The 14577-nt window shown below is 70.7% G+C and carries 13 protein-coding genes; 8 read left to right on the forward strand and 5 right to left on the reverse strand.

Features of this window, described 5'->3' with window-relative positions:
• Positions 1–61: 61 nt before the first annotated feature.
• Positions 62–721 (reverse strand): winged helix-turn-helix transcriptional regulator, encoded by a 660-nt coding sequence (locus ACS5RC_RS18465; protein ID WP_478345354.1) that lies wholly within the window; start codon positions 719–721, stop codon positions 62–64.
• A 132-nt stretch (positions 722–853) separates the two neighbouring features.
• Here ACS5RC_RS18465 and ACS5RC_RS18470 point away from each other — a divergent pair, with 132 nt between their 5' ends.
• The 4 genes from ACS5RC_RS18470 (at position 854) to ACS5RC_RS18485 (ending at position 3933) form a co-directional block, all read left to right on the forward strand.
• Complete coding sequence (locus ACS5RC_RS18470; protein WP_478345355.1) at positions 854–1645, forward strand: VOC family protein; 792 nt, start codon at positions 854–856, stop codon at positions 1643–1645.
• A 13-nt stretch (positions 1646–1658) separates the two neighbouring features.
• Positions 1659–2159, forward strand: coding sequence for a VOC family protein (locus ACS5RC_RS18475; protein ID WP_478345356.1), 501 nt, complete (start codon positions 1659–1661; stop codon positions 2157–2159).
• Between the two features lie 176 nt (positions 2160–2335).
• The gene (locus ACS5RC_RS18480) at positions 2336–2854 is read left to right on the forward strand and encodes an SRPBCC domain-containing protein (protein WP_478345357.1); all 519 of its coding nucleotides are present in this window, start codon (positions 2336–2338) and stop codon (positions 2852–2854) included.
• Positions 2855–3390: 536 nt separating this feature from the next.
• Complete coding sequence (locus tag ACS5RC_RS18485) at positions 3391–3933, forward strand: TetR family transcriptional regulator (protein ID WP_478345358.1); 543 nt, start codon at positions 3391–3393, stop codon at positions 3931–3933.
• A gap of 387 nt (positions 3934–4320) precedes the next feature.
• On the opposite strand, the gene ACS5RC_RS18490 is transcribed toward ACS5RC_RS18485, so the two are convergent.
• Positions 4321–5235, reverse strand: coding sequence for a LysR family transcriptional regulator (locus ACS5RC_RS18490; RefSeq protein ID WP_478345359.1), 915 nt, complete (start codon positions 5233–5235; stop codon positions 4321–4323).
• A gap of 112 nt (positions 5236–5347) precedes the next feature.
• On the opposite strand from ACS5RC_RS18490, the gene ACS5RC_RS18495 reads away from it, so the two are divergent.
• From ACS5RC_RS18495 to ACS5RC_RS18505, 3 genes are read left to right on the forward strand one after another with little or no spacing between them, the layout of a single operon-like run.
• The gene (locus tag ACS5RC_RS18495) at positions 5348–6670 is read left to right on the forward strand and encodes a CitMHS family transporter (protein WP_478345360.1); all 1323 of its coding nucleotides are present in this window, start codon (positions 5348–5350) and stop codon (positions 6668–6670) included.
• Positions 6671–6686: 16 nt separating this feature from the next.
• Positions 6687–8024, forward strand: coding sequence for an acyclic terpene utilization AtuA family protein (locus ACS5RC_RS18500; protein WP_478345361.1), 1338 nt, complete (start codon positions 6687–6689; stop codon positions 8022–8024).
• Between the two features lie 17 nt (positions 8025–8041).
• Positions 8042–8386, forward strand: a complete 345-nt coding sequence (locus ACS5RC_RS18505; RefSeq protein WP_478345362.1) for an AtuA-related protein — start codon at positions 8042–8044, stop codon at positions 8384–8386.
• Between the two features lie 146 nt (positions 8387–8532).
• Here ACS5RC_RS18505 and ACS5RC_RS18510 read toward each other — a convergent pair whose 3' ends face one another.
• From ACS5RC_RS18510 to ACS5RC_RS18520, 3 genes are all read right to left on the reverse strand, one after another.
• Positions 8533–10026: a right-handed parallel beta-helix repeat-containing protein gene (locus tag ACS5RC_RS18510; RefSeq protein WP_478345363.1), complete on the reverse strand. Its 1494-nt coding sequence runs from the start codon at positions 10024–10026 to the stop codon at positions 8533–8535.
• A gap of 28 nt (positions 10027–10054) precedes the next feature.
• The gene (locus ACS5RC_RS18515; RefSeq protein WP_478345364.1) at positions 10055–10963 is read right to left on the reverse strand and encodes a glycosyltransferase family 2 protein; all 909 of its coding nucleotides are present in this window, start codon (positions 10961–10963) and stop codon (positions 10055–10057) included.
• Between the two features lie 547 nt (positions 10964–11510).
• A complete protein-coding gene (locus ACS5RC_RS18520; RefSeq protein ID WP_478345365.1) occupies positions 11511–12371 on the reverse strand; it encodes a universal stress protein in 861 nt (286 codons plus the stop codon).
• A 128-nt stretch (positions 12372–12499) separates the two neighbouring features.
• Between ACS5RC_RS18520 and ACS5RC_RS18525 the strand changes: the two genes are divergently transcribed.
• Entirely contained in the window at positions 12500–14413 is a 1914-nt protein-coding gene (locus tag ACS5RC_RS18525; RefSeq protein WP_478345366.1) for a heavy metal translocating P-type ATPase, read from the forward strand.
• Positions 14414–14577 lie beyond the last annotated feature (164 nt).

The following is a 14577-nucleotide window of genomic DNA, read 5'->3' on the forward strand; positions in this document are numbered from 1 at the left end:
CTTCGGGGCGATGCGCCGTCTTTCGACGAACCGGCCTCCGACTCGAGACGAAGGATGCGCCTCACGCCGTCTTGGCCGGGAGGGCGAACACGTCGATGAAGGACCGCGCCAGATCGGCCTCGCCCTCGAACGTGAGCGTGCCCCCCGCTCCGTCTCGGGTGAGCGGCGCCTTGCCGTAGATCGTGCGGCGCATCGCCATCGTATCGCCGGCGAAGGCGAGATCGGGTGCCTCGATCGTGCCCCGTCGCACGGTGATCGCACCGCGCGACACCGTCGCGATGAAGTCCTCGCCGGGGAAGCGAAAGGCGACCGACACGGACAGCGCCGCGGCGCGGTCGCGATCGATCAGGGCCTCAAGCGACATCATGGCCGACGCGGCCGACATGAACAGGCGCGGATCGTGGCGCGGCGAGCGGGCCGCCCAACGCCCCAGGTCGCGCATCATCGGGGCGGCATCGCGACCCCATTCCGTCAGGTCGTAGACCTGCACGTTGGCCGGTGACGGCAAGCGGTAGCGCAGGACGATCCCCGCCACCTCCAGGCTCTCCAGACGCTGCGTCAGCACGTTGGCGCTGATACCCGGAAGGTTGGCCCGGATCTCGCCGAAGCGTCGGGCGCCATAGACGAGTTCGCGCATGATCAGCAGCGACCAGCGCTCGCCGATGAATTCGAGGGCCAGGGCCGTCCCGCAGGCGTCGTCGTAGCGACGCTCTCTCGGCACGGCGGCATCCACAGTTATTTTTTCTGACTGCATGGTTGCTTTGTATAACCGAGGATGCGAGCCTGGGCAAAGCCGGGTCGCAGGGGGCCGCGACGGGGCCGAGCCGCCGGCTCTCACGGAGGAACGCGCCATATGCCGATTGCCGAGGGTAAACCCATCTGGTTCGAGTTGAACGCGGCCGACCAGGACGCGGCGCAAGCCTTCTACGAGGCGGTCGCCGGCTGGCGCGTCGCGCCGTCGCCGATGGCGGAGCATGGCGGCTACCGGATCGCGGAGGCTGACGGGACGCCTGTGGCCGGCATCCGGCGCGCGATGCCCGAAGCGCCCGGCTTCCCCGGCTGGGCCGTCTATCTCGCGACCCGCGACGTCGACGCCACGGCGTCCCAGGTGGTCGATCTCGGCGGCCGGATCCGGTTCGGACCGGTCGACATCCCCCATGTCGGCCGCTTCGCGATGGTCAGCGATCCGCAGGATGTGGTCTTCGCCCTGATGAGCCCGGAAAGCCCCGGCGCGAGTCCGGCCTTCGGGCCGGTGCCCCTCGGGACGGAGCGGACCCTCGGGCACGGCGTCTGGATCGAGCTCGCAACCCCCGATCCCGAGGCTGCCGTCGCGTTCTACGGGGCGCTGTTCGGCTGGGAGAAGCTCGGGGCCATGCCGATGGGCGGGATGGGCGAGTACGCCTTCCTCGGCCGGGGCGACCTGCGCCCCGGGGCGGTGATGTCGAGCGCGGCCACCGGCGCGCCGGCCGGGTGGAACTGGTACGTCCACGTCGCCGATATCGATGCCGCGCTCGCGCGCGTTCGCGAGAGAGGCGGCACGGTGCTCCAGGGGCCCGATCCGATCCCCGGCGGCAGCCACTCGGCCAAGATCGCGGACCCGGCGGGCAACGGGCTTGGCCTTGCCGGCCCACGCCTGACGTCCTGACGGGAGCCACGCGATGACGAGCGATAAGCTGACGACCTGCCTTTGGTTCGAGCATGGCCAAGCCCGCGAAGCCGCGGAATTCTATGCCAGGACCTTTCCGGACAGCCATGTCGGAGCGCCCATGAACGCCCCGTCGGAATACCCGGGCGGACCCGCGGACACGGAACTCACCGTGGCCTTCACCGTGCTGGGCCGCCCCTTCGTCGGCCTGAACGGCGGGCCCGCCTTCAAGGCCACGCCGGCGGTCAGCTTCATGGTGCTGACCGAGGATCAGGCGGAGACCGATCGTTACTGGGACGCCATCGTGGGCAGCGGCGGGGCGGAGAGCCGGTGCGGCTGGTGCACGGACCGCTGGGGCTTCTCCTGGCAGATCACGCCGCGCGCCCTCCTGGTCGCCAACAGCAATCCCGACCGCGCCGCGGCCCGGCGGGCATTCGAGGCGATGATGACCATGCGCAAGATCGACATCGCCCGGATCGAGGCCGCCGCGCGCGGAGCGGATCTCGACACGTAGGATCGTTGATCGCGTCCCCGCTCGCTGGCGGCGTTCGCCAGGAGCGACGGGCGCCGGCACGACGCGGACGGGCGACCGGCGCACGAGACAGGGTGGATGGAGGCAGGCTGCCGGCGTTCGACCCGTCGTCTCGACGCGTCGGATCGTCCGGGCATCGACGCGCAGGGAACACCGAAATGCACGCGGACGAACCGAGCGATCGCCTCACCGGGCAGGCCCGCACGATCCTGGAGCGGACCTCCGATCGGGAACTCGTCGTCACGCGAACCGTCGACGGCCCGGTGCACGCCGTGTTCGAGGCCTGGACCCGGCCCGACCTGTTCCGGCGATGGTGGGCGCCCCGATCGTTCGGCATGTCCGTGATCTCCTTCGAGGCCGATATCCGTACGGGGGGCACGTACCGGCTGGTGATGGGCCATCCCTCCTCGGAGCGGTCCATGGCGTTCTTCGGTCGCTACCTCGCGGTGACGCCACGCTCCCGCCTCGTCTGGACCAATGAGGAGAGCGGCGCGGACGGGCCTGTCACCACCGTGACCTTCGAAGCGAGGGGCCGGGCGACACGGGTCGCCGTGCGGGAGCTCTATCCCTCGAAAGAGACGCTCGATGACGCCGTGGCCTCCGGAAGCACGGGCGCGTGGAGCGAGCAATTCGACCAGCTCGACGCGGTGATCGCCGTTCTCGACACGGACGTCTGAAGGCCAGGGGCAAGGTGCGTGTCAGAGGTTTCGCGGTCTCCATCGACGGTTTCGAAGCGGCGGAGCGCCGGTCCCCGCGCTCCACGGCGGAGCGGGCGGGCATCGCGCTCCGCGCATAGGAACCGACGGGCGCGCGCGGCGTCGGCATGTCCACCGCCATGGCACGGTCGATCGCGGCTTCGGCGGCCCCGTCGCGTGCCAGCTGCAGATCCGCATAGACCCTGTCGTCGCTGGCGCGCTGCGATGTGGACGCACCGACCGTGCGGGCGTGATCGAGCGCCGCTTGCGCCTTGGCCGCGTCGGCGGGCCGGGCGCCGACGCCGGCCAGCGCAGTGTTCGTCATCAGCGCGGCGGTCCCCCGATCGGCGATCGCGCATCCGGGATCCTTGGCCAGCGCGCCGCGGAAGGCCTGTTCCTCCCACTCTGCGCGCGCATGGCGGCTCAATGTCCGCGCCCGGTCCAGACCGGCATCCGCGGCCTTCTTAAGATGACACCATGCATCTATATTGGTCCGAGGACGGCCCAGGGAGCGAGCAATGCCGAGAGTTTCGCAGGAGCAGGCCCGGATCAATCGGCAACGCGTGGTCGAGGTCGCCGCGGCTCTGTTCCGTGAGCGCGGTCTCCACGGCGTCGGGGTGGTCGACATCATGGGCGCCGCCGGACTGACCCATGGCGGCTTCTACGGCCAGTTCGCCAACAAGGATGCTCTGGCGGCGGAGGCGTTCGACGCGGCGCTCGCGGAGGATTACCGCGGGACCACGGACACCGTGGTCTCCAACTACCTGTCGACCGGGCATGTGAAGACGCCGGGGAAGGGCTGTCCCCTGGCGGCTTTGGCCAACGACGTCTCCCGCGAAGCGTCGGGCAGCCTCGTCCGGGCACGGTTCACGCACGGTGTGGAACGGCTGGCCCATCTCCTCGCCGAACTCACGCCGAAGGCGTCGAAGGAGCGCCGGCGCCGGCGGGCCCTGGCGACGATGGCCACTCTCGTCGGGGCCGTCGTCCTGGCGCGGGCCGTCGATGACGAGGATCTGGTGAAGGAACTGCTCCAGGCGGCGCAGGACGCCGTCACGCCCTGATCCGGCTCCATCCGGCCGGTCGTTCCTGGCCCATGGGAGATCGACGCCGCGTCTCCATAGTCATGATCGACATGAAGTACGGCGCCCGGCCCGGGATCGACGCGCGCTGCGCAGCCGGCCGAACACCCGCTCATTTCATGAGGTCCCGGGATGGCCGCCGCCGCGAACCCGGAGACGCAGCCCCCCTCACGCCGGAGAACGGTCGAGTGGGCCGATCCGCGGACCATCGCCCGTGCGGGTCACGGGCTCGCGGGCATCGACGTCCTGCATGCGCTCGAGCGGGGCGACCTCCCACCGCCCGCCCGGACGCGAGGGCGCGTTGCCCGATGATCGCGGCGGCAGCCTGCCGGGCGCCCGGGCGACCGGGCGAATGACGCGTCTCTCCGCCTATCGGGGCGGTGCCTCGGGCTCCGGACACACGCCCAGACTCGTCAGCAAGCCGCAGAACGTCTCGGCCGCGATGGGCATCGTCCGACCGGCCTTCTTGATCAGGCACACCGGTCGCACGCATTGCGGATCGTCGATCGGGCGTGACCGAAGGGCGGGCTCGGCCTGGATCTCGCGCGCCGAGCCCGGCAGGATCGTGAGGCCCAGCCCGGCCCGAACCATACCGATTGCCGTCATCATGTAGGTCGCCTCGCAGGCGATCGTCGGCAGGCGCCCCGCGCCGACGAAGGCCAGATCGACCGCTGCCCGCACACTCGTGGCCGGATCCATCAGGATCAGCGGATACTCGGCGAGCACCTGGATCGTGACCCTCGACAGCGCGCCGACCGGATGGTCGCGGGGATAGACGACGTGCAGGGCATCGCTCGTTCGATGCAGGACGCTGAGATCCGGATCGCGGACGTCGCCGCCGACGATGCCCAGATCGACCTCCTCGCTCCGCACGAGATCGAGCACTCGCTGGGCGATCGCGTCCTTGATGACGAAGGTCACGCGCGGATGGTCTCTGCGGAAGAGCGCGATCGCCTCGGCCAGCGCGCTCGCCGCGAAGGACGGCAGGGTGGCGACGCGCACGACGCCGTGGCGGCGGGCCGCGAGGCCGCGGGTATCGATCACCACCGCGTCGAGGTCGCGCAGGACCCGTTGGAACACCGGCAGCAACTCGCGGCCGAGCCGCGTCGGCGCGAGCGTGCGGCTGGTGCGGTCGAGCAGCCGTGCGTCGAGCGTCTCCTCCAGACGCTGGATCTGCACCGTGAGCGCCGGCTGCGACAGGTTCAACAGAGCGGCGGCGCGGGTGAAGCTTCCGGCTTGGACGACCGCCACGAAGGCTCGCACATGGCGCAGGTTGAGATCCATAATATCTGGCTATCGCTGCGATCCGATCTTTTCAATTGCCTGATGATTGCGTTCGCCCTTTCCTGCGGCCGAAGGCACGACGCAACGCGCCTCAGCTCACCGGGAGGATTGCATGCTGGCTCTGCTCGGCCTGTGCACGATCGTGCTGCTGCTCGCCGTCATCCTGACCAAGCGCATGTCCCCGCTCGTGGCGCTGATCGTCATCCCGGTCGCGGCCGCGCTGGTCGGCGGGTTCGGCCTCGACACGGGCAAGTTCGTCCTCACCGGATTGCAGAACCTCGCCGGCGTCGTGGGCATGTTCGTGTTCGCGATCCTGTTCTTCGGCATCGTCAGCGATGCGGGGATGCTCGATCCGATCATCGACCGCATCCTGGCCACGGTCGGCACGCGCCCGACCCGCATCGTGCCCGGCACCACGCTGCTGGCCCTGTTGATCCATCTCGACGGCTCGGGCGCGGTGACCTTCCTGATCACGATCCCGGCGATGCTGCCGCTCTACGACCGGGTCGGGATCGACCGGCGCATCCTGGCCTGCGCCGCCTCCATGGCGGCGGGTGTCAATTTCCTGCCCTGGACCGGGCCGATGATCCGGGCTTCCGCCGCCCTCAAACTGCCGATTCCCGAGATCTTCTCCCCGCTGGTGCCGGTGCAGCTGGTCGGCCTCGCCTTCATCTTCGCGGCCTCGTACTGGCTCGGGCTTCGCGAGGAGCGCCGTCTCGCGCTCGCGCCTCGCCCCGCCGGGGCGGGGACCGCCCCCGCGCCGGGCGCGGCCGCCCGCACCTTGAGCGATGCGGAGCGGGCCTTGCGCCGTCCGGGGCGGTTCTGGATCAACATCGTCCTGACGGCCGCCGTCCTCGGCACGATGGTGTTCATGGCCGAGAAGGTGCCGCCGGCTCTGATGTTCATGCTCGGCACCGCGCTGGCGCTGATCCTCAACTACCCGCAGGTCGACGCCCAGAGGCAACGCATCGACGCCCACGCGAAGGCCGCGATCCTGATGGCCTCGATCCTCCTGGCGGCCGGCGTGTTCACCGGGATCATGCAGGGGACCGGCATGCTCAAGGCGATGGCGCAGACCGCCGTGACCTTCGTGCCGCCGGAGATGGGACGCCACATCCCGTTCGCGCTGGGCCTGGTGTCGATGCCCCTGTCGATGCTGTTCGATCCGGACTCGTTCTACTTCGGCGTCCTGCCCGTCGTGTCGGAGGTCGCCCACCAGCTCGGCGTGCCGCCGGTGCAGGTCGCGCAGGGCGCGCTGCTCGGCCAGATGACGACCGGCTTCCCCGTGAGCCCGCTGACGCCCGCCACCTTCCTGGTCTGCGGCCTGACCGGCATCGATCTCGCGGACCACCAGAAGTTCACCTTCCCGTTCCTGCTCGCGGCCTCGGTGGTGATGACCTTCGCCTGCGTCGTCCTCGGGGTCTTCCCTCTCTGACAGCGGAGCCCGATCCATGAGAACCGTCCGCCTCGGCGCCGGCGCAGGCTATGCCGGCGATCGCATCGAGCCCGCCGTCGAACTCGCCGAGCGGGGCGCGATCGACTATCTCGTCTTCGAGTGCCTCGCCGAGCGCACCATCGCTCTGGCGCAGCAGGCGAAGCTTCGCGATCCCGAGGGCGGCTACGACCCGCTCTTGGAGGCGCGCATGCGCGCGGTGCTCACGCCGTGCCGGGCGCGCGGCATCCGCATCGTCACCAACATGGGCGCGGCCAATCCGCTCGCCGCAGCGCAGAAGACCGGGCGATTGGCGCGGGATCTCGGTCTGACCGGCCTGCGGATCGCCGCGGTGACCGGCGACGATCTCCTCGACGCGGTCCGGGCCGGCGACTTCACCCTGGAGGAGAGCGGAGAGCCGGTCGCCGGCCTCGGGAACCGCATCGTCTCGGCCAACGCCTATCTGGGCGCCGCCCCGATCGTCTCCGCGCTCGCCGCCGGGGCCGAGGTGATCATCACCGGACGCGTCGGCGATCCGGCCCTCTTCCTCGCCCCCCTGGTGCACGAATTCGGCTGGGCGATGGACGATTGGCAGCGCCTGGGCTGCGGTACGCTCGCGGGCCACCTGCTCGAATGCGCCGGCCAGATCACCGGAGGCTATTTCGCCGATCCGGGCCTCAAGGATGTTCCGGGTCTCGCGCGCCTCGGCTTCCCGATCGGCATCGTGGCGGAGGACGGCACGGTCGAGATCACCAAGGTCGACGGTTCGGGCGGCCGGGTCAGTCTCGCCACCTGCAAGGAGCAGATGCTCTACGAGGTGCACGATCCGGCCCGCTACATTCAGCCGGACGTGGTCGGGGACTTCTCCGAGGTCGAGATGGAACAGGTCGGTCCGGATCGCGTGCGGGCAACCGGTGCGACGGGCTCGCCGGCGACGGGCCTCCTGAAGGTCTCGGTCGGGTACGTGGATTCCTATATCGGCGAGGGGCAGATCTCCTACGCCGGCCCCGGCGCTCTGGCCCGCGCCCGGCTTGCCCGGGAGGTGGTGCGCGAGCGCCTCGTCCTCACCGGCGTGGCGACGACCGAATTGCGCTGCGACCTGATCGGCCTCGATGCGCTGCATGGCGAGGCGCTGTCGGCTGGGCCGGAGCCCTACGAGGTCCGGCTGCGCGTGGCCGGTCGGACCGACACCCTGGCCGAGGCGGTGCGGATCGGCAACGAGGTCGAGACCCTCTACACCAACGGGCCTGCCGGCGGCGGGGGCGCCTGGAAGTCGGCCCGCGAGGTGGTGGCCGTGCAATCGGTCCTGGTTCCGGCCGAGCTCGCCCGGCCGCGCGTGCAGTTCGTCGAAGCCTGAGAGCGAGGGACCGGACCATGAAGTTGCGCGCGCTCGCCCATTCCCGCACCGGGGACAAGGGCAACACGTCGAACATCTCGCTGATCGCCTACGACAGGGCGGATTACGCGCACCTTGCAGCGCACGTCACGCCCGAGCTGGTGCAGGCGCATTTCCGCGGGATCGTCACCGGTCCGGTCGTCCGCTACGCGCTGCCCAGGATCGGAGCGCTGAACTTCGTGATGCAGGGCGCCCTCGGCGGCGGGGTCACCCGCTCGCTGGCGCTCGACGCACACGGCAAGGGCCTCGCCTCGGCGCTGCTCGATCTGGACGTGCCGGACCGATGTCGAGCGGCCGAAGCGGCTCCCGAAGGAACGCCGTGATCCTGGGCGAAGGATAACGCCCTTCGGACCGACACCCTTGGGGAGGCGGGCGGCGCTCGACCCCGGCCTGCGCCAGCCGCACGGGCGTTCGCGGCGCCGATGGGGGGCGGGACGCTGACGGTGCCCCGCCTGCGCCGGCCATCGGCCTACGGGCCCGCCTTCGTGCCGGGGTCGCTCCGCACGAGGCGTCCGTCCGCCTCCTGGCCGGCCTGCCGGAAGGCATCGAACGACATCTCCGGCCCCCACAGGAACCGGGGCTCGTGACCCGGCCGATAGACGTAGGTGTTGCGGTCGAAGCGGTTGCCGCCCGACTGGATGATACCCGCCATCGGCTTGCCCGGCGGGACATCCGACGTGCCGCCCGCCCGCCCGCCGGCGTCGAAGGTCGTCGTGTTGTCGTGCACGGTGTTGTCGCGGGTCGCGTAGTAGCCGTCGCCCCGCGCGGTCGGCCGGCCCTGATCGACCAGGATGATCCCGTGGCCGTCGGGCGCGACCGTGATGTCGTTGCCGAGGACCTCGGCCTCCGCCGAGGCGGCCACGGTGATCTCCGCGCCCCAGATCCAGCTGCGCGGGCCGGTGCCGTTCCGGCGCAGGACGTTGTTGCGGATCGTCGCCCCGCGGGAGATCTCGAAGGCGATGCCCGAATGCGTGTTGCGTTCGACGACGTTGCCGTCGAACAGGATCCGGTTGCAATCGATGTCGCACCAGAGGCCCGACCCGCCGTTCTCGTAGACGTGGTTGGCGCGCATCACCACGTTGCGGGCGAGCGCGAGCTTCACGCCGCCTGCCTCCCAGTCGGGATTGTAGCCGTGGGTGTTGTTGGCCCAGATCCGATTGTCGCTGATCGAGAAGTCAGCCCCGGTCCCGCCGACGCCGAGCTGGCCGTTGTGATGGATATCGCTGTGCGAGAGGGTCCCGCCCCCCGGGCTGACGACCACGCCGCCGCCGCTGTTGTAGCGCACCTCGCAATGCGTGACCTGCCAGTTGCGCCCGGCCGCGCCCTGGATCACCCCGTTTTGCGGCAGGCTGTTATACTTCTCGACGGTGAGGCCGCCGATCCGCACGTTCTCGGCGGTGCCGGTGAACGCGACCGCCATCCGCGCCGTCTCGACGACGTGACCTGTCGGATCCCGGGCCAGCGACAGGGTGCCGGCGAGCGGGTCGAACAGGAACGTGTCGGGCCCCATCTCGGCCGGTGTCGCGACCTGCCGCAGCGGCTCCCCGTCGACGAACAATCCGGCGCGCCGGGTGCAGGGGCGGCCGACGAGGCAGTCGCCCGTGACCTGGAGCGGCGCGGGCTGGCCGCCCGCGACCCAGAAGCGACCGATGCGCGAGAAGTCCGTGATGCGGCGCGATCCGTCGAGAACCGCGCCGCGCTCACCGACGAACGATTGTCCGTTGAGGGGCCGCACGAGTTGCCCGCGGTGGATGCCGGCCCCGAGGCAGAAGCTGGCACCGGGCCCGGCCCGCGTCGCCGCATCCTGGATCGAGGCGCCGGGCGCGATCCGGATGGCGTTCGCCGGGCAGGGCGGACGCCCGTCCGCGTTGGGACCGCCCTCGAATTCGGAGGCGCCGGCCGAGCCGAGCAGGCAAGCCAGCGCTATCGCAACCCGGTGCGGCAGCCCCGTGACCCTCCTCACTCTCGGTCCGATCCGCGTACCGGGCACGTCAGACACCGGCGCGCTTTCTCAAGATCCGTCTCGTGTAATACGCCGGATCGAGCGTGATGGCGGTCGCGAGATGGCACAGAAAGGGCGCCCAATGGCGCTTGCTGTAGTACAAGGTCGATTTTCGAAACGCGATCCCGGCGCGAACCTTTCTCTGTCGCGAGAGGCGCTGGATCGTCGGCTGCGCGGCCATGACGGCTCGGAACTCCTCCAGGGAGACCTCGCGCTGGCCCTGCATCCGCCGCAGGATATTGAAATCGATGTATTCCGCATACTCGAACATGTTTTGCAGATTCGACGTCATCAGGCTGCTATGGCGCCGGTGCTTCATGACGAATTCGGGATAGACCGAAATCCGGTAGCCCGACGTGACGACCCGGCCCCACAGGTCGCGATCCTCGAGCAGGACATCGCGGTATCCCCCAGCGGAGAGGATATGGCTTTTCCGGTACATCACGGTCGGGTTAATCACTTCCAGAAACAGGGACGGATCGCGTTCCTGGCGGCCTCTCTCGCTGTCCACCCGCGGTATGCTAACCCCAATCGTCTGGCCGTTTGCGTCGATGATATAGGCGGCCGAGGTGACCACGCTGACCTCGGGATGGTCGCGCATGAACCCGAATTGCAGCGCGAGCCTGTCCGGCAGCATGATGTCGTCGTCGTCCGTGCAGGCGACGAGTTCGTTGCGTGCCAGGGACAGTGCCAGGTTCCGTCCGGCTGCCGGGCCTTTGTTCTCCGGCCGGTGGACGACCCGGACCCGCGCGTCGCGGCACGCGATCCGGTCGAGGATACCGGGCGTCGCGTCGCTCGACGCGTCGTCAACGATGATGAGCTCGAAATCCGCGTGCGATTGCAGCAGAACGCTCTCGACTGCCTCTTCGATGTACTTCTCCCTGTTGTAGGTCGACATGATGACAGATACCGACATGGCGCCTCTCCGGTGGAAGATCCTTTCCTGAGCAGGTCTGTTCGTCACGTTCTGCTGCCGAGATGACGAGAATCGGCGCGGCCCTGGCCGGCGCATAGCCGGCGGTCTGGCCGAAGCCCTGCGCACAGGCGCCGATGCCCGAGCGACACCGTCCGCGCCCCCGGCACGAATCATCGCACGACCCAACCGATGCGCCGTTTCTTCGGGCCATTATTCACAAACCGTGGCCGGCGGCGCGAACGGAAAGGGATTACACCCAACGCTCTGTCGCCCGACCTGTCACGGTGGGATGTCCGGGCTGCCGACGATGCTCTATCCCGGCCGCCGCGCCGCTCGCCCTCGTCCCGGAGACGTGGGCCGGCGCCGGCCGGCATCCGCTGTCCGGCACCGCGCCCGAACGGGCAGGCGATCACCCACCGGTTCCGGCCGGTCGCGGGCCGTCGGTTTCGGGGTGTCCGCCCCGGAAGGGCGGACCCTCGACGCGGCTCGGACCGGTCACCCACGATGGACGGATGCGTTCGGTCGCCCGTCAATGGGCCAGGAACAGGGGGACGGTGCTCCGGGCCAGCAACGCTTGCGTCGTTCCGCCCAGGAACCACTCGCGCAGGCGCGAATGCCGGTAGGCGCCCATCACGATCAGGTCGGCGGCAAAGTGCTTGGCCGCCCGGCGCAGCGTCTCGGCGACATCGCCCTCTAGCGGGCGGTCGTCCAGCGTGACGGCGACCCCGTGGCGGGCGAGATGCGGAGCGAATTCCGAGCCGGGCAGCGCCGAGGACGGCTGCTCGGCCCCCGCGACGCAGACCAGAGCGACCGCCGCCGCCGAGCGCAGGAACGGCATCGCGTCGTTGGCGGCCCGCGCCGCCTGCGGGCCGCCGTCCCAGGCGACGACGATCCGGCGCGCCCGGAAGGCGTCCCACCCCGCCGGCACGACGAGGATCGGGCGCCCGCTCCCGAAGAGCACGCCCTCCATCAGCTCGCGGTCCGGCATGGTCGCGAACGGCTCGGCCTCGAGGATTGTTAGGTCGTGCAGGCGGGCCCGCGCCGCGAGCTGGGCGACACGTTCGTGATGCATGAGGGACGGCGCCTCGGTCGTGCAGGTGACGCCTGTCCCGGCCGCCTCGCTCGCCGCCCTCTCTGCGGCGTTCCGAGCGAGCGCCGCCAAGCGGCCGTTCTCCTTGGAGATGATCGCGTCGGCGAACCGGCACAGCGGCAGGCCGATGGTCATCAGGCGGAGCGCGGAGGATTGCACGGTGAGGTGGGCACCCGCGTCCCGCGCCAGCGTCAGGCCGTAGCCGAGGCAGGCCGCCGCCTCGGCGCCGCGGCCCTCCACCGTGAGCCCCACCAGGATGTCGCGAATGCCCGCGAGCGGGGGCGAGGATGGGCGTGGCATGGGCGGGATCCGGGCGGTCTGCTCGCACCACTCTTCGCAGACGACGCGGCCGCGCCTTGACGTATCGCAAGGCCCCGGAGGCGGGATGGGCGCACCTCGGTGGCGCACAACGATCGGAATCGACCTCCATGACGACGGCGTCCGTGGCTTCGACCGAGGCGGGTCCGGAGACAACCGGCGGGTTGCCGCGGGCCTGGGTCGTCGTGGTGCCGCTGGCCGGCCTGTGCGCGGGCTTGGCGGCGCAGGCCCTCGAACGGACGGACCTCGCCGCCCTTGCCTGGACGCTCGCGACCCTGGCGGTCCTCGCCGTCCTCGCGATTCAGGTCGTGACGCGCTTGGCGCGCGGCGATGTCGGCCTCGACCTCGTCGCCCTGCTCGCGATGGGCGGGGCCCTCGCCCTGTCGCAGTCCCTGGCCGCCGCCGTCATCGCATTGATGTATTCCGGCGGCCAAGCCCTCGAAGCCTACGCCGCCGGCCGTGCCGGCCGCGCGATGACCGCGCTCCTTGCCCGCCAGCCCCGCACGGCTCTGCGCGACGAGGCCGGTGCGTTGACGGAGGTGCCCCTCGCAGCCCTCGTTCCCGGGGACCGCATCCTAGTGCGGGTCGGCGACGTCCTGCCGGTCGACGGCCGGGTCATCGCGGGACGTGCCGTGCTCGACCTGTCGAGTCTCACCGGCGAGTCGCTGCCCGTCGTCATCGAGGCGGGCGAGCCCGCGCTCAGCGGTTCGCTGAACCTCGGCTCTCCGCTCTCGCTGCGGGTCGAGCACCGGGCCGCCGAGAGCACCTATGCGGGCATCGTCCGGCTCGTCGAGGCAGCCCGGGCCAGCAAGGCGCCGATGGCGCGGATGGCCGACCGATACGGCCTCGCCTTCCTGGGCCTCACACTCCTGCTGGCAGGAGCCGCCTGGGCCGCAACCGGCGACCCTGGGCGGGCTCTGGCCGTGCTGGTCGTCGCCACGCCCTGCCCGCTGATACTGGCCGTTCCCGTCGCCATCGTCTCCGGCCTCTCGCGCGCGGCCGGCGGCGGCATCCTCATCAAGGGCGGGGGCGCCCTGGAGATGCTGACCAAGGTCCGCGTCCTGGTGATCGACAAGACCGGCACCCTGACGCGCGGCAGCGCCCGATTGTCTTCGGTGCTGGTCCTCGGCGCCTTCGGGGAGACCGAGGCGCTGAGGCTGGCCGCGTCCCTCGACCAAGCCTCCGGCCACCCGATCGCGCGTGCGCTGGTCGAGGAGGCGCGCCGGCGCGGCCTGACGCTGTCGCAACCCAGCACCATCAAAGAGTTCCCCGGCGAGGGCGTGAGCGGCGGGGTCGACGGGCGACAAACCCTCGTCGGCGGTCCTCGCCTGATGGGACTGCACGACGTCCGCTTCCCGCAAGCGGACAGTGGCCAAGGCGTCGCCGCGGCGGCGACGGTATTGGTCGCCATCGACGGCGAACCCGCCTGCGTCCTGCGCTTCGCCGACCATCTGCGAACCGACGGCGGCCAGGCGCTGTCGGACTTGCGCGCCTGCGGTATCGAACGGGTGGTGCTCGCGACCGGCGACCGGCGCAGCATCGCGGAGACCCTCGTCGCCGGCCTGCCGATCGATGCCGTCGCGGCCGACCTCGACCCCGCCGCGAAGACCGCCACCGTCGCCGTCGAGCGGCGGAACGGCCCCGTGATGATGGTCGGCGACGGGGTCAACGATGCCCCGGCGCTGGCGACCGCCGACCTCGGCGTGGCGCTCGGCGCCCGAGGCGCGGCCGCTGCGGCCGAGGCCGCTGACGTGGTCCTGCTCGTCGACAGCCTCGCGCCGCTGGCCGAGGCCATCCGCATTGCGAGGCGCACGCGTGCCATCGCGCTCCAGAGCGTGGTGGTCGGGCTCGGGCTGTCGCTGGCCGCCATGGTCGCGGCGGCGCTGGGCTACCTCTCCCCTCTGCAGGGCGCCCTGCTGCAGGAGGCCATCGACGTCGCCGTGATTCTCAACGCCATGCGCGCCCTCGGCAGCCCCCGGACCCGTAAGGCGCCGAGGGCGCAGGACGCATTGCGCCCCGCATGAAGCCGGCCGGCACGGCCACGGGCTTGCGTTGGGTCAAGGGCGACGAGGCGCCCGAGGGCAGGCTCCTCGCGTCGGCGTCGAACATCGGAGCGACGGAGGCGGCCATGGGCAGCGCGAACATCCTCATGTCCGTCGATTTCGGGAAGCACACCCGACCACGAACT

The organism is Methylobacterium sp. HJ2, from assembly GCF_056431005.1.